The 18587-nt window shown below is 74.2% G+C and carries 18 protein-coding genes and 1 riboswitch; of the genes, 16 read left to right on the top strand and 2 right to left on the bottom strand.

Annotated elements, in window-relative coordinates; all coding sequences use genetic code 11:
* The first annotated feature begins 9 nt into the window (after nt 1-9).
* From ACFVFR_RS24500 to ACFVFR_RS24480, 5 genes are all read left to right on the top strand, one after another.
* Complete coding sequence (locus tag ACFVFR_RS24500; RefSeq protein ID WP_383705245.1) at nt 10-1992, top strand: hypothetical protein; 1983 nt, start codon at nt 10-12, stop codon at nt 1990-1992.
* A 178-nt stretch (nt 1993-2170) separates the two neighbouring features.
* Entirely contained in the window at nt 2171-3034 is an 864-nt protein-coding gene (locus ACFVFR_RS24495) for a DUF2993 domain-containing protein (protein WP_383705243.1), read from the top strand.
* Nucleotides 3035-3641: 607 nt separating this feature from the next.
* On the top strand, nt 3642-4481 hold the full coding sequence (locus ACFVFR_RS24490) for a sulfurtransferase (protein WP_383705241.1): 840 nt from the start codon (nt 3642-3644) through the stop codon (nt 4479-4481).
* Between the two features lie 77 nt (nt 4482-4558).
* Nucleotides 4559-4846: a DUF1416 domain-containing protein gene (locus tag ACFVFR_RS24485; RefSeq protein ID WP_383705236.1), complete on the top strand. Its 288-nt coding sequence runs from the start codon at nt 4559-4561 to the stop codon at nt 4844-4846.
* Nucleotides 4847-5065: 219 nt separating this feature from the next.
* Entirely contained in the window at nt 5066-5464 is a 399-nt protein-coding gene (locus ACFVFR_RS24480) for a DUF3099 domain-containing protein (RefSeq protein WP_383705234.1), read from the top strand.
* 371 nt (nt 5465-5835) lie between these two features.
* On the opposite strand, the gene ACFVFR_RS24475 is transcribed toward ACFVFR_RS24480, so the two are convergent.
* On the bottom strand, nt 5836-6201 hold the full coding sequence (locus tag ACFVFR_RS24475; RefSeq protein ID WP_383705232.1) for a DsrE family protein: 366 nt from the start codon (nt 6199-6201) through the stop codon (nt 5836-5838).
* Between the two features lie 435 nt (nt 6202-6636).
* Between ACFVFR_RS24475 and ACFVFR_RS24470 the strand changes: the two genes are divergently transcribed.
* From ACFVFR_RS24470 to ACFVFR_RS24435, 8 genes are all read left to right on the top strand, one after another.
* Complete coding sequence (locus tag ACFVFR_RS24470; RefSeq protein WP_383705230.1) at nt 6637-7200, top strand: FABP family protein; 564 nt, start codon at nt 6637-6639, stop codon at nt 7198-7200.
* Nucleotides 7201-7450: 250 nt separating this feature from the next.
* Nucleotides 7451-7539, top strand: a riboswitch (cobalamin riboswitch).
* Between the two features lie 118 nt (nt 7540-7657).
* A complete protein-coding gene (locus tag ACFVFR_RS24465; RefSeq protein ID WP_383705228.1) occupies nt 7658-8770 on the top strand; it encodes a FecCD family ABC transporter permease in 1113 nt (370 codons plus the stop codon).
* Nucleotides 8770-9009 carry a hypothetical protein gene (locus tag ACFVFR_RS24460; RefSeq protein WP_383705226.1) on the top strand — a complete coding sequence of 80 codons (240 nt, stop codon included), beginning with the start codon at nt 8770-8772 and terminating at the stop codon, nt 9007-9009. The genes ACFVFR_RS24465 and ACFVFR_RS24460 overlap by 1 nt, the downstream gene beginning before the upstream one ends.
* On the top strand, nt 9009-10064 hold the full coding sequence (locus tag ACFVFR_RS24455) for an ATP-binding cassette domain-containing protein (RefSeq protein WP_383705223.1): 1056 nt from the start codon (nt 9009-9011) through the stop codon (nt 10062-10064). The genes ACFVFR_RS24460 and ACFVFR_RS24455 overlap by 1 nt, the downstream gene beginning before the upstream one ends.
* 71 nt (nt 10065-10135) lie before the next feature.
* Nucleotides 10136-11179: an ABC transporter substrate-binding protein gene (locus tag ACFVFR_RS24450; RefSeq protein ID WP_383705301.1), complete on the top strand. Its 1044-nt coding sequence runs from the start codon at nt 10136-10138 to the stop codon at nt 11177-11179.
* Nucleotides 11180-11208: 29 nt separating this feature from the next.
* The gene (locus ACFVFR_RS24445; protein ID WP_383705221.1) at nt 11209-11661 is read left to right on the top strand and encodes a Fur family transcriptional regulator; all 453 of its coding nucleotides are present in this window, start codon (nt 11209-11211) and stop codon (nt 11659-11661) included.
* Nucleotides 11662-11670: 9 nt separating this feature from the next.
* Nucleotides 11671-12660, top strand: a complete 990-nt coding sequence (locus ACFVFR_RS24440) for a YgfZ/GcvT domain-containing protein (RefSeq protein ID WP_383705219.1) — start codon at nt 11671-11673, stop codon at nt 12658-12660.
* A 363-nt stretch (nt 12661-13023) separates the two neighbouring features.
* A complete protein-coding gene (locus tag ACFVFR_RS24435) occupies nt 13024-14100 on the top strand; it encodes a ParA family protein (RefSeq protein WP_383705217.1) in 1077 nt (358 codons plus the stop codon).
* Here the strand turns inward: ACFVFR_RS24435 and dtd are convergent.
* Nucleotides 14097-14522, bottom strand: a complete 426-nt coding sequence (dtd, locus tag ACFVFR_RS24430; RefSeq protein WP_383705215.1) for a D-aminoacyl-tRNA deacylase — start codon at nt 14520-14522, stop codon at nt 14097-14099. The two genes, ACFVFR_RS24435 and dtd, sit on opposite strands and share 4 nt — an antisense overlap.
* Nucleotides 14523-14668: 146 nt before the next feature.
* Here dtd and ACFVFR_RS24425 point away from each other — a divergent pair, with 146 nt between their 5' ends.
* From ACFVFR_RS24425 to ACFVFR_RS24415, 3 genes are all read left to right on the top strand, one after another.
* Nucleotides 14669-15376 (top strand): hypothetical protein, encoded by a 708-nt coding sequence (locus tag ACFVFR_RS24425; RefSeq protein ID WP_383705213.1) that lies wholly within the window; start codon nt 14669-14671, stop codon nt 15374-15376.
* Nucleotides 15377-15430: 54 nt separating this feature from the next.
* A complete protein-coding gene (locus ACFVFR_RS24420) occupies nt 15431-16426 on the top strand; it encodes an asparaginase (protein WP_383705211.1) in 996 nt (331 codons plus the stop codon).
* A gap of 439 nt (nt 16427-16865) precedes the next feature.
* Nucleotides 16866-18155, top strand: a complete 1290-nt coding sequence (locus ACFVFR_RS24415) for a GNAT family N-acetyltransferase (RefSeq protein WP_383705209.1) — start codon at nt 16866-16868, stop codon at nt 18153-18155.
* Nucleotides 18156-18587: the final 432 nt, after the last annotated feature.

Here is an 18587-nt window from a genome sequence, read left to right as displayed (position 1 = left end):
CCCCCGACCATGAGCGACCAGCCCAACGACCCCTACCGCCCGTACGAGGGCGACGCCTACCCGCCGCACGAGCCGCCCGGCCAGCGGCCCACACCCGACGCCACGTACCCGCCCCACGACCCGGCGTCCGCCCGGCGACCCCACGACCCGGCCACGGGCCACCCCGGCCCGTACCCGTCGGCCCCCGCCCCGTACGCCCAGCCGGACGGATACGCGGACCACGCGCCGTACGCGGGCGACCCCGGGTCGGGGTACCCGGAGTACGGCGGCCACGGCGCCCAGCACGGCCACCCCCCACACCCCGGCTACGACCCCCGACACGGTCAGGGCGCCCAGCCCGGCCACGACCCGTACGCCGGCTACGGCACACACGGCACCGCCGCCGGCTACGGCGCGCCGGACGCGGGCGTCGGGCAGGGCGGCTACGGAAGCTACCCCGGCGAACCGGTCTGGCCCAGCTACGACGACGAGCCGGCCGCGTACCCGACCGCCCAGCCCTACGCCCCCCACCCGCACCACCCCTACCAGCGGCCCACGCCCGCCCCGGGCCCTGACGACTACGCCGACCCGGCCACCGGCGCCCGCTACCCGACGCCCCACGGCCACCCCGGCCCGACCCCCCAGGGCCACCAACAGGCCGGCGGGCAGGACCAGTCGGGGCACCTCCCGCAGGACCCGGCCGCGCGGCACTGGCAGGCCCCGCCGGGCCACGGCCCGACCACCCCGGCGCGGGCCGACTCCTACCCGCCCGGCACCACACCGTACGGAGCGGACACCCAGGCGTACGGAGCTGCCGCCCAGGCGTACGGGGCCGACACCCAGGCGTACGGAGCTGAGGCCCGGACCTACGGGCCGGGCCAGGGCGGTCAGGGCCAGGGCGGTCAGGGCCACCCCGCCGGCCAGGGCCACCAGACCGGGCACGGCCACCAGACCGGGCCGGGCCAGCAGGCCCCCGCCGCGTACGGCGGCACCCCGTACGACACCCCCCGCTACGACACCGGCGGGCCCGTCGCCGGCGGGCACCCGTACGCCGGGCCGGGCGGCGGGGCGCGCGGCGGCCCGGCGCACGGCCAGGCGGCGCACGACAGCGCGCCCTACGACACCACCCCGTACGCCTCCCCCGCCCCCGCGTCCGAGCACGCGCCCCCCGGTGGGGGCGGCCACGCCGCCGCCAGTGACGGGGGCGGCGCGGCGAGCGCCGGGACGGGAGGCGCCGACGCGCCGGCCCCGGCGCCGATGACGGCGGCCGAGAAGGCGCGGGCCGAGGGCCGGCCGCAGATCCTCGGGCCGGGGCTCCAGCCCGCGCTGCTGACCCTCGTCCTGGCCGGACTGCTGGCGGCGACCGCGCCGGTGGCCGAGCCGGCGCTGGCGGTGGCCGTGGTGCTGACGCAGGCGGTGACGGCGGCGGGCTGGTTCCGGCTGAACGGCATGTGGCCCGCGCGCCAGGGCATCGCGCTGGCCTTCCTCGCCGGCGTCGCCGCGGACATCGGGCTGCTGACCACCGACCGGGAGCAGGCGCCCACGGTGCTCATCGGCACCCTCGGCTGCTGGCTGCTGCTGGTGATCGTGCTCCAGCTGCGCAACCTCAGCCCGCCCGACGAGCGGCTGTACGGCCTGACCGCCACCGCCACCTCGGCGGCGCTCGCCGTCGTCGCGGCCGGCTACCTGGCCAGCGACGCCGACCCGGTCGTGATCGGCGCGGCCGGCGTGGGCGCCGCGACGCTGGCCCGCGCGCTCCCGCTGCCGGGCCTCGTCTCGGTGCCGCTCGCGCTGGCCGCCGCCACCGGCGCCGGCCTCGCCCTCGGGCGGGCCACCGACTTCGGCACGGCCGGGGCGGCCCTCGGGCTGGCCGTCGGGGTGTGCGCGCTGGTGGGACTGCGGGTGGCCAGCTACGACTACCCGTCGCGGTTCGTGCACCTCACGGCCGGCGTGGTGCTGCCGCTCACGGCCTCGGCGCCCGCCGTGTACGTGCTCGGGCGCGCCCTGGGCTGACCCGGCCGGCCCCGTCGACACCCGGCGAGCGTACGAAGGCCGGACGTCGGGCGCGGAAACCGGCCGGACTTCCTCGCGAGGCCCCCCGGATACGAGCGCACGTTCGGCTGATATCGGACGCGTACGGCTAGGCTCACAGCCTTGAGACACACCTGACCGAGACTCTGGGGGGCGAAGCATGTCGGACGCGGCGCATACGGACGCAGCGAACAGAGGCGGCCCGAGCGGCGCGCCGTACCACCAGGGGGCCGGTGGCTATGGCGAGGGGTACGACGCCCACGGGGCCGCGCCCACGGGGGGCTACGGCGACTACGACGACCGGGGCGCCCCGACGCCGCGCCGCCGTCGCGGGCGTGGCCTGCGCATCCTGCTGATCCTGGTCATCGTGCTGGGCGGGCTGTTCGTGGCCGCCGACCGGATCGCGGTCAACGTCGTGGAGTCCGAGGCGGCCAAGAAGATCAAGAGCAAGGAGAACCTGACCGGCACCCCCGAGGTGTCGATCAAGGGCTTCCCCTTCCTGACCCAGGTCGCGAGCAAGAAGTTCGACGAGATCGAGGTTACGTTCGACGGGCTGACCAGCGAGGACAACGGTCGGGCCATCCACATCAGCCAGATGAAGGCGACCATGCGCGACGTCAAGGTCTCCAACAACTTCTCCTCCGCCGTCGCCGAGCACGCCACCGGCCGGGCCCACGTCAGCTACGCCGACCTCTCCGACGCCGCCGGCCCCGGCATCACCGTCGGCTACGCCGGCAAGGACTCCGAGGGCAAGAGCCGGGTGAAGATCAGCGGCGGACTGCTCGGCTTCAAGATCAGCGCGTACGGCAGCGTCACCGTGGTCAACGGCGACACCATCCGGCTGCGCGCCGAGAAGATCCCCGCCGGCGCGGTGCCGGGCTGGGAGGACAAGGTCCGGCAGCGCACCGACATCGACCGCAAGGTGGACGGGCTGCCGGCCGGCCTGGACCTGAAGTCGATCGAGACCACCCCGGACGGCGTGGACATCGAGGCCGAGGGCCAGGCGGTCGAGCTGACGGGCTGAGCGCCCGCACCGGACGCGGGGAGGGCGGGCCCCACGGCACCCGGGCCGCCCTCCCCGCGTCCCACCAACGGGCGGGCGCGCCGCGAGGACTCCGCCGGGGCGCGGCGGCGAGTCGACGGATCGGAGTGACCGGGGCCGGCCCGACGCGGGCGACGACGCCTGCCGATACGCGAGTGTCCAGCCCCTGAGACGGGCGGGTCCGCAGTGCAGATGGAGCACGGGAAAACCCCGCACCACGCCGGGCTTCCCGCCCCTTCCACCCCTTCACCGTCTCGCATGCCAGGCATATCCGTCTCAACATGCGACACATCGGTGACACGCCAGCCCCCCGTCCTTACGATCGAACGCATGAAGCGACAGGCGGATCTCACGAAGCGGCGGGCAGTAGACCTGTGCCGCGTCGCCGCCATGCTCTGTCGCCCCGCCTGAACGAGGCCCCGTCGTTGGGGACGCACCGCGCACGTCCCGCAGGTCCGCCCCACCACCCGCCCGCCGGGCCCGGCTTCGTACCCCACCCCCGTGCAGCGCCGCGCATTCCGCCGCCGCCTGCCGGTTCGCCTTCCCGCGTAACCGTGCACCATCCGTATCTGCCCCGGAGGAGAACAGCATGAGCCGCAGCGACGTCCTGGTGGACGCCGAGTGGGTCCAGGCCCGCATCGACGACCCGAAGGTGGTCATCGTCGAGGTCGACGAGGACACCTCGGCCTACGACAAGAACCACATCAAGAACGCCGTCCGGATCGACTGGAAGACCGACCTCCAGGACCCGGTGCGCCGCGACTTCGTGGACCAGGCGGGCTTCGAGAAGCTGCTCTCCGAGAAGGGCATCGCCAACGACGACACGGTCGTGCTGTACGGCGGCAACAACAACTGGTTCGCGTCGTACGCCTACTGGTACTTCAAGCTGTACGGCCACCAGGACGTCAAGCTGCTCGACGGTGGCCGCAAGAAGTGGGAGCTGGACTCGCGCGACCTGGTCGTCGAGGTCCCCACCCGCCCGGCCACGGAGTACCAGGCCAAGCCCCAGGACTCCTCGATCCGCGCGTTCCGTGACGACGTCGTGGCCGCCATCGGCTCGCTCAACCTGGTCGACGTGCGCTCCCCCGACGAGTTCTCCGGCAAGCTGCTCGCCCCGGCGCACCTCCCGCAGGAGCAGTCGCAGCGCCCGGGCCACGTGCCCAGCGCCCGCAACATCCCGTGGTCGAAGGCCGCCAACGACGACGGCACGTTCAAGTCGGACGACGAGCTCAAGGCCCTGTACGAGGGCGAGGGCGTGGACCTGGCGAAGGACACCATCGCCTACTGCCGCATCGGTGAGCGCTCCGCTCACACCTGGTTCGTGCTGCACGAGCTGCTCGGCCAGAGCAACGTGCGGAACTACGACGGCTCCTGGACCGAGTACGGCTCGCTGGTCGGCGTGCCGATCGAGGTCGGCTCGGGCTCCTGAGCCACCGCCCACCCCGCTCTCCCTCCCCTTCCGGTCCCTCGCGACCTTCTTTCTCCCTGACGTAAGGACAGACACCCATGTGTGGAGCCCAGGCCGGCGGCCCGGACGCGGCGAGCATCAAGCCCGGTGAGACCACCATCCAGGGCAGCGTGACCCGCGACGGCGAGCCCGTCACCGGCTACGTGCGCCTGCTCGACAGCACCGGCGAGTTCACCGCCGAGGTGCCCACCTCGGCCACCGGACAGTTCCGCTTCTACGCGGCCGAGGGCACCTGGACGCTGCGCGCCCTGGTGCCGGGCGCCACCGCCGACCGCACCGTCGTCGCCCAGCAGGGCGGCCTGGCGGAGGTCGCCATCGCCGTCTGACGCTTCCCGCGCCAGCGTGGCCGAAGGGCCGCACCCCACGGGTTGGACGCCTGAGTACCGGGGTGCGGCCCTTCGTGCGCGCGGTGTCGGGGACATCGCGCTGCCCGCTCGGGGGCGGGCAGCGCGATGGGCAGGGCCGGTGCGGGGCGGGGAAGTGACCTCGCACCGTCCGGTCCGCGCACCGGGTGCGGGCGCGCCCACCAGTCGTACGCTGGAGGCATGTACGCGCGGCGGCGACGCGGCTACTTCCTCATGATGGGTACGTGCCTGACGCTCTTCGTCCTGGCATGGGCCGTGGTACGGCTGTGGTCGATCCCGGTCGCGGTCGGCATGTGCGTGGTGGCCATGGTGTTGCCGCCGATCGCGGCGATCGTGGCCAACCGACGCGGCCCCGACGACCGGTGGTTCGACGAACCCGGCCCGGAACCACCCCGCCAACGCACCGACCCGGACCCCGACAGCACCGGGCGAGACCCCTGGCCCGACCCCCGCCAGGACGCGGCTCCCCCGTCACCACCCCCCGCGCGCGGCGGCGCCTCGGCCGACCACGGCGCCCGCACGGGCGACGCCCAGTCCGACGCGTGGTGGGACGAGCTGGACGGCAAACACCACCGCTGAGCGGGACGCGGCCGACCGCGCCGCGCGCCCGCCGGGCCAGGCGGCGCCCCTCTCCACTGGCCCGGCCGCCCCAGCCGCCCGGCTCCCACCAGCTCACGGCAGGGCGCGCGGCCACCGCTTCGCCGTCGCCGGGTCGACTGCCGCCGGCGCCCGGCCAGTGCCCCCGCCCGGCCCGTGACCGACCGCTCGCCGACACGTCCGGCCAGCGGCTCCCGTCCAGTTCCTCCACGGTCGGCGCGCTCCCGACCGGCCCGCACCGGATCGCGGGCGGTCCGCGGGCGGCCCTCCCGGGGAGCGCCCGGCGCCTCCGGGACCGTCCCCGGCCGGCGCCCCCGCGAGCTCACGGGTCGGGGAACCACTCCCCGGCCCGGTCAGTAGACGAGGGCCTGGACGCCGTCGGGCATGATCTCGCTCACGAAGACCTGAGCGCCGGCGATGCGGGCGCCGGGGATGAGGTCGGACTCCTCGATGTCGCGGCGGGCCGCGCACTGCGTGCAGACGGTGAGCACGCCACCGCCGCCGAGGATGCCGTCGATCAGCTCGGGCAGCGGTGCCGCGTGCGGCAGCTCGAACTCCGCCGCCCGGCCGGGCAGCGCGAACCAGGTGGACTCCCCGGTCAGCCAGAGCGAGACCTCGACGCCACTGGCCACCGCGACGGCCGCCACCGTGAACGCCTGCGAGCACCGCTCGGGCGCGTCCGCGCCCGCCGTCACCTTGATCACGAGCTTCTTCGCCATGCGCTCACTGTAGGCGCGCCCCGACCCGGTCGCGCCGGGGGTCACGGCACGGGCACCCGCGGCCCGGGTCCGCCCGGCGCCAGGGGCCCGGCGCGCCGGGGCGACCGGGACAGCGGGGGCGGCATCGCCGCGTACGGAGGGGGCGGCGGACCTCACAGCGCCGGCCGTCGTGGCGCGGACTAGACTCGGGTCCGGTCCGTAACACCACACTGTGTCCGAGGAGCGCGCTCGTGCTTGAGACAGTCTTCACCCTGCTGCTGGCCCTGATGGCCGTGCTCATCGCCGCCTTCGCGGGGCTCACCCTGTTCAAGCTGTACCAGGGCCAGCGCTGACGGACCTCTCGCGCCCGCGCCGTAGCGCGGGCCCCCGCGGCAGCGCCCGGCACCCGCGGGCGTGACGTGCCGTCCCCGTCCTCACTACAGATCGCCTGAGTTCATGATCGAGATCCCGTCCGACCTTCACCCGGACCTCGTGCCCCTCGCCTTCCTCCTCGGCAACTGGGAGGGCGCGGGCGTCTTCGACTTCCCCGGCGCCGAGAAGTGCAACTTCGGGCAGGAGGCGACCTTCACGCACGACGGCCGCGACTTCGTCGAGTACGTCTCGCACACCTGGGAGCTGGACGACAAGGGCAAGAAGGTCCGCCCGCTGGAGTCGGAGTCCGGGTACTGGCGGATCGACAAGGAGCGCAAGGTCGAGGTCGTCATGATCCGCGACCAGGGCGTCGTGGAGATCTGGTACGGCGAGCTGGCCGACCAGAAGCCGCAGATCGACCTGGTCACCGACGCCGTCGCGCGCACCGCCGCCGCCGGCCCGTACACCGGCGGCAAGCGGCTGTACGGGTACGTCAAGAGCGACCTGATGTGGGTCGGCGAGAAGGCCACCCCCGAGGTGCCGCTGCGCCCGTACATGTCGGCCCACCTCAAGAAGGTCGTCGACCCGAGCGAGTGGGCCAAGGACCTCAAGGACCTGCCCGACGACGGCATCGCCTTCTTCAAGTAGCCTCACCCGCGCCGACCGCGCCCGAGCCCGACCGCGTACGCCATCCCGCGCGGCGGGACCCGGCCCGCCGAGGTGACCGGGGCGCGGCGGACCGCGTGTCGTGTCCGTTCGGCCGCGCCCGGTGACGCCGGGGGCCGGCCGTGGTGCGGTAGCGAGCGCGGCCCGAGGTCGCGAGGCCGGGCCCCGGGCCCGGTGCGCTCGCCCGCGCGGCGGGCGGACGCGGGCCCCACAACTCCATACGCGCCCCACGGGGGAAGTCCGGTGAGAGTCCGGCGCTGACCCGCAACGGTAGGCGGCACCGCGCGTCCCCAGGGACGCGTGCCGCGAGCCCGAATACCCGTGGTGGCGTCTGTTCCAGGACAACTCGCCGCGGACTGCGAGGGGACGCACTCGGCGTACGCTCCGGGCCGCTCCTTCACCGTACGGTCGCGCGGCCCGAGGTGAAGGGGGAGCCCCCGTGGCGACCACGACCGAGGATGCCGCCCCACCCGGGGCGGGCGGCCGGCCCGGCACGCCCGCGACCCGGCGCCCGCCCCGCCGACTGCCCCTCCTCCCGCTGATCATCGCGCTCGTCGTCGCGCTGCCCCTCTCCCTGGTGTGCGGCGTCGCGTTCGGCTCCTCCGGGCTGACCTGGGGCGAGGTGGTGCGCTACCTGTGGGCCGGGCTCGGCGGGGGCACCATCGCCTCCGACGAGGTCGCCCCGTACACCATCGTCTGGGAGCTGCGGTTCCCCCGGGCGCTGCTGGCCGCCGTGGTCGGCGCGGGCCTAGCCGGGATCGGCGTGGCCGTGCAGGCCATGGTGCGCAACGCGCTGGCCGACCCGTTCGTGCTGGGCATCTCCTCGGGCGCGGCGGTCGGCGCCAACGCCGTGCTGCTGTTCGGGGCGCTCAGCGGGCTCGGCATCTGGGCGCTGTCCAGCGCCGCGTTCGCCTCGGCGCTGGCCTCGATGGCCCTGGTGTACGCCGCGGCCCGCACCCCGCAGGGGCTGACCCCGCTGCGGCTGGTGCTGACCGGGACGGCCATGTACTACGGCTTCTCCGCCGTCACCACCCTGATGGTCTTCAGCGCCGAACACGGCGAGGCGGCCCGCTCGGCGATGATGTGGCTGCTCGGCAGCCTGGGCGGGGCGACCTGGCAGTCGCTGCCGATCGCCGCCGTCGTCGTCGCCCTGGGCCTGGCCCACCTGCTGTGGTCCGCGCGCCGGCTCAACGCGATGGCGATGGGCGACGAGACCGCCGCGGCCCTGGGCGTGGACGCCCGCCGGCTGCGCGGCGAACTCTTCCTCTCCACGGCGGCGGTGACCGGCGCGGTGGTGGCCGTCAGCGGGGCGATCGGCTTCGTCGGCCTGATGGTGCCGCACTTCGCGCGGATGCTCGTCGGCGCCGACCACCGGCGCGTGCTCGCGGTCGCGCCGCTGCTCGGGGCGGTGCTGCTGGTCTGGGTGGACATCCTCTCCCGGGTGCTGCTCGCCCCCGTGGAACTGCCCGTCGGCGTGATCACCGCCGTCGTCGGCGTGCCCTGCTTCGTGCTGCTGATGCGCCGCCGCGGCTACACCTTCGGAGGCTCGTGATGCGCTTCCCCACCCCCACCCCCACCCCCGCCCCGTACGCCTCGTACCCGCCGCACGCCCCGCACACCTCGTACGCCCTGCGCACCTTGCACGCCCCGCACGCCTCGTACGGCCCGCACACCCCGTGCGCCGCGTACGCCACGGGTGTCCGGTGTGCCTCGTCCGACCCGGGTGCCCGCCACCGGCGGGTGCGCCCGCACCCCCACGCCCGTCCCGAGTCCGGCAGCGGAGGCGCCTGATGCGCATCGACATCGAGAACGTCTCGGTCCACATCGGCAGCGCCCAGCTGGTCGCCGACGCCACCGTGCGGGTCGCCAGCGGGCAGGTGGTGGGCCTGGTCGGGCCGAACGGCAGCGGCAAGTCCACGCTGCTGCGCTGCGCGTACCGGGCGCTGCGGCCCAGCGCCGGTGCGGTCCTGGTGGACGGGGACGACCTGCACGCCCTCAAGCCGCGCGAGGGGGCGCGGCGGCTGGCGGCGCTGCCGCAGGAGTCCTCCAGCGAGTTCGACTTCACGGTCGGCGAGGTGGTGGCGATGGGGCGGCTACCGCACCAGAGCGCCACCGGCCGCGCGTCCGAGGCCGACGCGCGGGCCTGTGCCGAGGCGCTGGCCACCGTCGGCGCCGGGCACCTGACCGAGCGGGGCTTCCTGACGCTGTCCGGCGGCGAGAAGCAGCGCGTGCTGATCGCCCGCGCGCTGGCCCAGCAACCCCGCGTGCTGGTCCTGGACGAGCCGACCAACCACCTGGACATCGCCCAGCAACTGGAGGTGCTCGCCCTGCTCCGGGCCAGCGCGGACGCGGACGCGGCGGCGCGACCGGGCGCCGCCTCCCCCACGGGCCCGACCACGAGCGCCACCCCGAAGGACCCGGCCGACCCGACCGACCCCACGGGCCCGACCGGTCCCGCCGACCCCACCGAGTCGGCCACGAGCACCGGCCCGGTCCCGGTGGCCGACCCCGCCGCCCCGCGCCCCGGCGCCGCGACGGCCGGCCTGACCGTGCTCACCGCGCTGCACGACCTGAACCTGGCGGCCCAGCACTGCGACCTGCTGTACGTCATCGCGCGGGGCCGCATCGTCACCTCGGGCCCGCCGCACGAGGTGCTCACGCCCGACCTGCTCGCCGAGGTCTTCCAGGTCCGCGGGCACCAGGTGCGCCACCCCGTCAGCGGCGTCCCGCAACTGCTCTTCGACCGCCTGCCGGCCCCCCGCCCCGCACCGGCCCCCGCGCGGGCCACCCCGACACCGCCCGCCGAGGCCACGCCCGCCCAGGGCGCCCCCGCCCCGGCTCCCTGAGCTGCCCGTACACCCCCGCACCAGCCCGCCCCCCCGTCCCGTCCCACCATTGCTGAGGAAGTCCCGTGCGCATATCCCGCTTCCGTGCCCCCGCCGCCGTCGCCGCCTCGCTCGCCCTCGCCCTGACCGTCACCGGCTGTGGCGCCGACGTCTCCGACGACGGGAAGAAGGACGAGAAGGCCGCCGGCGAGGGCGACGGCCACTACCCGGTCACCATCACCAACTGCGGCACGAGGACGACGTACGACAAGGCGCCCGAGCGCGTGGTGACCAACGACGTCGGCATCACCGAGATCATGTTCGCGCTCGGCCTCGAAGGCCGGATGGCCGGTTACGTCATGCCCGACGACAAGGGCGACCTGGACGCCGTCCCGTACAAGGACGCCTACGCCAAGGTGCCCTGGCTCGCCAAGCGGGAGATCAACCGGGAGATGGTGCTCGACGCCAAGGCGGACCTGGTCTTCGCCGGGTGGAACTACGGCTTCCGCGAGTCGGAGGGCTTCACGCCCGCCGCGCTGAAGAAGCTCGGCATCGGCTCGTACCTGCTCACCGAGTCCTGCCGCAACGGCGTGGGCAAGGCGCGCGGGGTGATGTCCCCGCTCGACGCGCTCTACACCGACCTGCGCACGCTCGGGAAGATCTTCGACGTGGAGGAGCGGGCCGAGAAGCTGGTGAGCACCTACCAGAAGCAGATCGCCGACACCCAGGCGAAGGCGCCCACGAAGCGGCCGACGGTCTTCCTGTACGACGACGGGCGGGACAAGCCGTTCACCTCGGGCAAGTACGCCGGGCCGCACGACATCATCACCAAGGCCGGCGGCGACCACGTCATGAAGGACCTCAAGGACTCCTGGGTGGCGGTCGGCTGGGAGACCGTCGTCGAGCGCGACCCCGAGGTGATCGTGATCAACGACTACGGGGACACCAGCGCCCAGCAGAAGCGCGACTTCCTGCTCGCCTACCCGCCGCTGGCCAACGTCTCGGCGATCAGGAACAAGCGCATCTTCACCCTGGACTACGTGGACCTGGTGGAGAGCCCGCGCAACGCGGCGGCCGTCGTCTCGCTCGGCACGTACCTGCGCGGCGTGCGACTCGACGGGAACGAGAAGAAGTAAGGGAGACCTAAGTCACTTACACTGGCGGCGTGGCGACCACCGACTGGAAGAGCGATCTGCGGGCGCGCGGCTACCGGCTGACCCCGCAGCGGCAGCTCGTGCTGGAGGCCGTGGACACCCTGGAGCACGCCACCCCGGACGCCATCCTCACCGAGGTGCGCCGGACGGCGAGCGGGGTGAACATCTCCACCGTCTACCGCACGCTGGAACTGCTACAGGACCTGGGCCTGCTCAGCCATGCCCATCTGGGGCACGGCGCGCCGACCTACCACCTGGCCGCCCGGCACCACCACCTGCACCTGGTGTGCCGGGACTGCACGGACGTGCTGGAGGCCGACCAGACCATCGCCGAGCAGTTCACCCGCCAGCTCCGGGAGAGCTTCGGCTTCGACACCGATTTGAAGCACTTCGCGATCTTCGGGCGGTGTGCGAAGTGCACGGACGACGGGGAACCCGGTGGGGAGCCGCCGCCGGCGCCGTAGGCTGGGGGCATGCTGCGACAATCACCCGCCAGTCCGCTGCTGTCGCTGCCTGGCGCCGTACCGGCGGAGGGCCCGGACGAAGGGGTCGCCGGGCACTACGGCGACCTGTTCCGCGAGCAGCGCGCGCTCGCCGACGGCACCGGCTTCGTCGACCTCTCCCACCGGGGCGTGGTCACCGTCACCGGCGACGACCGGCTGAGCTGGCTGCACCTGCTGCTCACCCAACATGTCAGCGACCTGCCCGTGGGGCACGCCACCGAGTCGCTGATCCTCTCCGCCAACGGTCACATCGAGCACGCGCTGTACCTGGTGGACGACGGCACGACGGTCTGGGCCCACGTGGAGCCGGGCACCCAGACCGAGCTGATCACCTACCTGGAGAGCATGAAGTTCTTCTACCGGGTGGAAGTGACCGACCGCACCGAGGAGTTCGCGGTCGTCCACCTGCCCGCCGGCTCGATCGCCGACCTCTCCACCACCTTCGCCACCGCGACCGTACGCGAGACGCCCCACGGCCGGGACGTGTTCGTCCCGCGCGCCGACCTCGCCGCCTTCGCGGACGCGCACGGCCCGGCGATCGGCGTCCTGGCCTACGAGGCGCTGCGCGTGGAAGCCCACCGGCCACGGCTCGGCCTGGAGACCGACCACCGGACGATCCCGCACGAACTGGGCTGGATCGGCACGGCGGTGCACCTCCAGAAGGGCTGCTACCGAGGCCAGGAGACCGTCGCCCGCGTCCACAACCTGGGGAAACCGCCGCGCCGCCTGGTCTTCCTGCACCTGGACGGCAGCGAGGTCCACCTCCCCCCGCACGGCACCCCCCTCCGCCTGGCCTCCGACGGCCCCGAAGGCCGCCAACTCGGCTTCCTCACCACCTCGGCCCGCCACCACGAACTGGGCCCCATCGCCCTGGCCCTGGTCAAACGCAACGTCCCCCTCGACGCCCCCCTCCTGGCCGGCACCACGGCAGCGGCCCAGGAGGCCGTGGTCGAGCCGTAACCCCGCCGCCCAGCCCCCACCCCGGCCGCAGGGCACGGGGGTGGGGCGCGGTGCGGGGGTGGGGGTGGGGCGCGGTGCGGGCCACGCTGATGGGCCGGGCCGGCACACCCGGCTCGGCCCGCGACAGCGGGTTGGTCGACCGACGGTCCACGTCAACGCGCGCTTTAGGGGGGATCGCCCAGGCAGTCGCGGGAGGGCAACTTAGACCGCGCTGACGACCTTCGCAAGCCTCGGGCGCGCCGACGCCGCGCGGCATAGGCTACGTCGACCGCTTCGGCCGGGCTCGGGCGTAGATGAGCCGCTGTCTACCGCCGGCTGCCGGGTCGACCACGCATCCTGGGCCGTGACCATCCGGAGAGCCGCATGACTTCCATCGCGCTGTTCAACAACAAGGGCGGGGTCGGCAAGACGACCCTCACCTACCATCTCGCCCACATGCTCAGCCGGCTCGGGTACAAGGTCCTCACCGTGGACCTGGACCCGCAGGCCAACCTGACGGCCATGTGTCTGGACGAGAGCGAAATCGAAGAGCTGTGGGACAGGCCGTCCGAGTTGATCGACCAAGGCGAGGCGTTCGCCACCCTGCCTGGCACCGGCAGGGTCCAGATGGGTCAGACGATCGCTGACGCGGTGCGGCCGATCCTGGAAGGCACCGGAGACGCGGCGCACGTGCAGCCGGTTCGACTGAAGTCCGGGTTATGGCTACTGCCTGGCAGTCTGGACCTCAGCCGTTTCGAGGACAAGCTGTCCAACGAATGGTTCAAGTCCTTCGCCGGAGACCCTGCGGCGGTGCGCACGACAACCGCGTTCCACCGCGTCGTCAAGCACGCGGCGACGGCCATCGAGGCGGACGTGGTGCTCATCGACGTCGGCCCGAACCTCGGGGCCATCAACCGCGCCGCGCTCATCGCCGCCGACTCCGTGCTCATGCCGCTCGCGGCGGACCTCTTCTCGCTCAAGGGGCTAAGCAACCTGGGTCCGACACTGCGCGGATGGCGTCGCAGCTGGCAGACGCTCGTCCTTCCGCAGGTGCCCGCGCACATCCCCGCCCCGGCCGCGACGATGGCCCCTCTCGGGTACGTCATCATGCAGCCAGAGATGCGCCTTGACCGGCCGGTCAAGGCGTACGAGCGCTGGTTGCAGCGTATCCCGACCGTCTACTCCTCCGCCGTCCTCGACCAGGCGGCACCCCTGCACGACGACAACCAGTACCGCATCGCGACCCTGCGCAACTACCGGAGTCTGATGCCGCTCGCCCACGACGCCCGCAAGCCGATGTTCGACCTCAAGGCGGCGGACGGGGCCCTCGGCAGTACGCAGACGTACGTGCAGACCTGCTACCGCGAGTTCCGGGATCTCGCCGAGAGCGTGCTGCGGCGGGTGGAGACGGTGCGTGAGGCCGTGGACCCCGCTGCCGCCTCCGACGCCTCGCCCCGTTAGACCTCCACCAGGACCGTGAACGGGCCGTCGTTGGTGAGGGAGAGCTTCATGTCGGCGCCGAAGCGGCCCGTTTCGACGTGGGCGCCCAACTGGCGTAGGGCCGTGACGACCTCGGCGACCAGGGGTTCGGCCAGGTGGCCGGGGGCGGCGGCGTTCCAGGTGGGGCGGCGGCCCTTGCGGGCGTCGCCGTAGAGCGTGAACTGGCTGATGACCAGGAGCGGGGCGTTCGCGTCCGAGCAGGACCTCTCGCCGTCCAGGACGCGCACCGACCAGAGTTTGCGGGCCAGTTGCGCGGCCTTGGCCGGGGTGTCCTCGTGTGTCACGCCGACCAGGACGCACAGGCCCTCGCCGACGATCTCGCCGGTCGTCTCGCCGTCCACGGTGACCCTCGCCCCGTCGACCCTCTGTATCACAGCACGCATGTGCACCATGATGCCCTGCCGCCATCTGGGCTGTTCGGGTGTCCCGTCAGTGCGGACGGACCGCGCAGAGTGGCACGATGCGTGCAGGCGGTGCGTTATGTGGACAACGCGACCAGCTCGCGCACCGTTTGAGGGGACGGAAACGCATGATTACACCCGGCGCCGGACAGTCTCCCGGCTCCGTACCAACCGCTCGGTCGTCGTCCGCGACGCCCCCGGGGGCCTCGGCGTACCCGCCGCGGGCCGTCGCTGACCCGGTGCGGGACACCTGGTTCGGCGGGACGGTGGACGTACCGCACACGCGCTCGCCGGGCGGGCGGCCCGGGCCTCTCGTGGAGGCCACCGCGACCGTGCTGGCCCTGGACGGGTTGCGGCTGGCCGAGCTGCGCGCGCTGCGCCGCAGCTCGCAGGCGGAGGAGGCGGACCTGAGCTACGTGCGCCGGCTGCTCCAGGGGCGGATCGACATCATCCGCGCCGAGCTGGCCCACCGCGCGGCGCCCAGCGCTCCGGCGCCGGTCACGCAGGCGCCGCGCACGGTCGTGGACCGGCTCTCGGAGATCCTGACCGACGGGCCCACGCGGCACCGGTCCTCGGCCCGCCACGTGACGTTGGGCGCGCCGCGCAGCGGCCCGTACCGGCAGCTCGCCGAGGAGATGTTGGCCGAGGTCGAGCTGTCGGACCTGCGGGCCAGGACGAGTGAGGAGCTGGATCGCGCCATCGGCCGCCTCACTGCCTACGAGCAGCGGGTTTCCGGCCGTCGGCAGCAGTTGCAGCGCACGGCCGACGATTGCGGGGCCGAGATCACGCGCAGGTACCGTGAGGGGGAAGCGCAAGTCGACGACCTGCTCCCGTAGAGGTGCCCGGGGAGGTCGCACTCCCCGCCCGCACCGTACGCAGGAAGGCCGACGATGACCTCCTCCCCAGGTTCCCCCGCCACCGCCGCTGGCGCCGCCCAGCCGACCGACATAGCCCCGGTCCTCGCCGAGGTCGTACGCTCCGGCTTCGTCGAGGGCCGCCACCGCGGCTCGCTCGTGGTGCTCGACGCCGACGGCGGCGTGGAGTGGTCGCTGGGCGCGGTCGACACCCCCGTCTTCCCCCGCTCGACCAACAAGCCGATGCAGGCCGCGGCCGTGTTGCGGGCCGGCCTTGAGCTGTCCGGCGAGCGGCTGGCGCTGGCGGCGGCCAGCCACTCCGGCGAGGGCTTCCACCGGGACCTGGTGCGCACGATGCTCGCCGAGGCGAACCTGCCGGAGAGCGCCCTGCGGACCCCGCCGGACCTGCCGCTGGACCCGGTCGAGGCGGAGGCGTACCTGGCCGCCGGGCAGGTGCGGGAGCCCGTGACCATGAACTGCTCGGGCAAGCACACGGCGATGCTCGCGGCGAGCGCCCGCAACGGGTGGCCGCTGGAGAGCTACCTGGCGCCCGAGCACCCGCTCCAGCGCCTGGTGCACCAGGTGGTGGAGGAGGCCAGCGGGGAGCGGGTGACGCAGGTGGGTGTCGACGGCTGTGGGGCGCCCCTGTTGGCGCTCTCGCTGACCGGCCTGGCCCGCGCGTTCCGCTCGTTCGTGCGCGCCGAGCCGGGCAGCGCGGAGCGGCGGGTCGCGGACGCGATGCGGGCCCACCCCGAGTACGTGGCGGGCACCCGCCGCGCGGACACCTGGCTGATGCGCGAGCTGCCCGGGACGCTGGCCAAGATGGGCGCCGAGGCGGTGCAGGCGGTGGCGCTGGCCGACGGGCGGGCGCTGGCGTTCAAGCTGGACGACGGCGCCTCGCGCGCGCTGGGCCCCGTCCTCGCGCGCACGCTGACCGCGATGGGAGTGGACGCGCCGGTCCTGGCCCGGATCGCGGACGTACCGCTGCTCGGCGGCGGCGAGCGGGTCGGTCAGGTACGGGCGGCCTTCTGAGCGGCGTGGGGGCCCGTGGCACGCGGCGACGCGTGGGGGTACGGGGCCGACGGCGTACGGAGCACGGAGCACGGACCTCGGGGGGAGCCGGGGCGGCGCCTTTCGGGGCACGGGCCCGGCGCCGTACCCGGGGCCCGGGGAGGTTGGCCGTGTCTCGGGCCGTGGCGGGCCCCGGCCGTGACGGGGCAGCGGCGTACGGTACGCGGGGCCGGGCTGCGGCGGGCTTCGGCTGTGGCGGCACAGCGACGTACGGCGGCGTCGGGCCGGCCGAACGCAGGACAGCGACGGGGAGCTTGGTGTGTCGCGTGCCGCAGGGGGCCCGCTGAGAGCTGGGGCCCGTTGAGAGCCGGGGCCCGCTGGGGCCGCTGCGACATGGCGGGCTCGTGAGGTCCACGCGAAATGTGATGCAGCCGGGGCCGCTGATACCTAGCGTGCTCTCATGTCGCTAGATATTCGCACCATCACCGAATCCGAGGTTTCCGACTGGCTCCGTGCCCGTCACACCGGCTTCCTGCTGGAGCCCGCGATCAGCCAGGAGGAGGCGGAGCTGCGCCGGCCGGGCCTGGACCTGGACCGCACACAGGGCGCCTTCGACGACGGCCGGTGCGTGGGCTGTTTCCGCAGCTTCTCCCAGGAGCTGACCGCCGTCGGCGGCGCTCCGGTGCCGACCAACGCGATCACCAATGTCAGCATCGTCCCCACCCACCGCCGCCGTGGGCTGCTGACCACGATGATGGACCGCGACCTGCGCGCCGCCAAGGAGCGCGGCGACGCCGCCGCCACGCTGATCGCCGCCGAGTACCCGATCTACGGGCGGTACGGGTTCGGCCCCGGCGCCTGGACCAGTCGGTGGACCGTGGACGTCGCCAGGGCCGGGCTGAACGCGAACTACGCCCGGCCGGGGGACGCCGGCACCCTCTCGGCCAAGGGCCGGGCCGCGCGGATCGCGGACGCGGGCGGGCGCGTGGACATGGTCGACGGCGCGGAGATGCTCGCCGAGGGCCCCGCCCTGCACGACCGGCTGCGGCGCTCGCTGCACGGCATGGTCAACCGCGACGAGCGCGCGTGGCGCCTGGAGACCGGCGACCTGCGCTACCCGGGCACGCCGTGGAAGGAGCCGTTCCACGCGCTGTACCGGGGCCCCGACGGCACCGTCGAGGGCCTGCTCACGTACACCGTCGAGCAGCACTGGGCCGCGAAGGTGCCCGAGAACACGGCCCGGGTGCGCTCGCTGCTGGCGACCACGCCGGCGGCGGAGAGCGCCCTGTGGTACTTCCTGTTCTCGGTGGACTGGGTGGTCCGCGTCGACACCTGGTACCGCGCCCCCGACGACGTCATGCCGCTGCTGCTCGGCGACCCGCGCGCGGCCACCCCCCAGTCGTACGCGGACTGGCTGTGGATACGCCCGCTCGACGTGCCCCGCCTGCTGGAGGCCCGCACCTACCCCGTCGCGGGCGCGCTCGTACTCGACGTCCACGACGCGGCGGGCCTGGCCGGTGGGCGATTCGCGCTGGAGGCCGGGCCGGACGGCGCGCGCTGCGCCCCGACCACGCGCGAGCCCGACCTGAGCATGGACGTCGGCGAACTCGGAACGCTGTGGCTGGGCGACGAGTCGACGGCCCGGCTGGTCACCCTCGGCCGCGTCGAGGAGCACCGTACGGGCGCCGCCACCCTGGCCGACACGCTCCTGCGGACCGGGCGCCGCCCGTGGTGCGCGGACGTCTTCTGAGCCGGGGCGCCCCCGCGGGCTGCACCTGTGGGGGGTGCTCGATCCGGAGGTCCTGTCGCGGCGGCGCGCGTCCCGAGTGGGGGTCCCCTGGCGGGACGCTGCCGGAGCGGGGTGCCCGGCCGGGCGGGGGCCTGTGGGCTGGCTGGCTGGGCGGAGGCCGGTGGGAGCGGGGTGGCCGTCCGGGCGCTTCACGAAAGCGGGGCGCCCTATCGTGGCGGGCTGCCCACCCCGGGCGGAGCGCCGCCGGAGCGGTGGTCCCCCCGGGCGCGGATCTGTGGGCTGGCTGTCCGCGCGAAGGCCGGTGGGAGCGGGGGCTCGACCGGGCGAGGTGCTGTGAGCTGGCGGTCCGGACGGGGGTCCGCCGGAGCGGGGTGGGCTTCCTGGCGGGTGCTTTACGGGGCGGAGTGTCCCCCCCCCGAGTGGCGCCGGTCG

Origin of the sequence: Streptomyces sp. NPDC057702 (assembly GCF_042799315.1) — a bacterium.
In the GTDB taxonomy this organism is placed as follows: domain Bacteria; phylum Actinomycetota; class Actinomycetes; order Streptomycetales; family Streptomycetaceae; genus Streptomyces.
The sequence above is the reverse complement of the archived record's forward strand: the minus strand, read 5'-3'. Positions and strand labels throughout refer to the sequence as shown.

Excerpts from the sequence above, each read along its gene's own strand:
- ACFVFR_RS24490 (WP_383705241.1), top strand. The coding sequence starts at position 3,642 with ATGAGCCGCAGCGACGTCCTGGTGGACGCCGAGTGGGTCCAGGCCCGC.
- ACFVFR_RS24425 (WP_383705213.1), top strand. The coding sequence starts at position 14,669 with ATGATTACACCCGGCGCCGGACAGTCTCCCGGCTCCGTACCAACCGCT.
- dtd (WP_383705215.1), bottom strand. The coding sequence starts at position 14,522 with ATGCGTGCTGTGATACAGAGGGTCGACGGGGCGAGGGTCACCGTGGAC.
- ACFVFR_RS24495 (WP_383705243.1), top strand. The coding sequence starts at position 2,171 with ATGTCGGACGCGGCGCATACGGACGCAGCGAACAGAGGCGGCCCGAGC.
- ACFVFR_RS24420 (WP_383705211.1), top strand. The coding sequence starts at position 15,431 with ATGACCTCCTCCCCAGGTTCCCCCGCCACCGCCGCTGGCGCCGCCCAG.
- ACFVFR_RS24435 (WP_383705217.1), top strand. The coding sequence starts at position 13,024 with ATGACTTCCATCGCGCTGTTCAACAACAAGGGCGGGGTCGGCAAGACG.
- ACFVFR_RS24415 (WP_383705209.1), top strand. The coding sequence starts at position 16,866 with ATGTCGCTAGATATTCGCACCATCACCGAATCCGAGGTTTCCGACTGG.
- ACFVFR_RS24475 (WP_383705232.1), bottom strand. The coding sequence starts at position 6,201 with ATGGCGAAGAAGCTCGTGATCAAGGTGACGGCGGGCGCGGACGCGCCC.
- ACFVFR_RS24470 (WP_383705230.1), top strand. The coding sequence starts at position 6,637 with ATGATCGAGATCCCGTCCGACCTTCACCCGGACCTCGTGCCCCTCGCC.
- ACFVFR_RS24440 (WP_383705219.1), top strand. The coding sequence starts at position 11,671 with ATGCTGCGACAATCACCCGCCAGTCCGCTGCTGTCGCTGCCTGGCGCC.
- ACFVFR_RS24455 (WP_383705223.1), top strand. The coding sequence starts at position 9,009 with ATGCGCATCGACATCGAGAACGTCTCGGTCCACATCGGCAGCGCCCAG.
- ACFVFR_RS24480 (WP_383705234.1), top strand. The coding sequence starts at position 5,066 with ATGTACGCGCGGCGGCGACGCGGCTACTTCCTCATGATGGGTACGTGC.
- ACFVFR_RS24485 (WP_383705236.1), top strand. The coding sequence starts at position 4,559 with ATGTGTGGAGCCCAGGCCGGCGGCCCGGACGCGGCGAGCATCAAGCCC.
- ACFVFR_RS24460 (WP_383705226.1), top strand. The coding sequence starts at position 8,770 with ATGCGCTTCCCCACCCCCACCCCCACCCCCGCCCCGTACGCCTCGTAC.
- ACFVFR_RS24500 (WP_383705245.1), top strand. The coding sequence starts at position 10 with ATGAGCGACCAGCCCAACGACCCCTACCGCCCGTACGAGGGCGACGCC.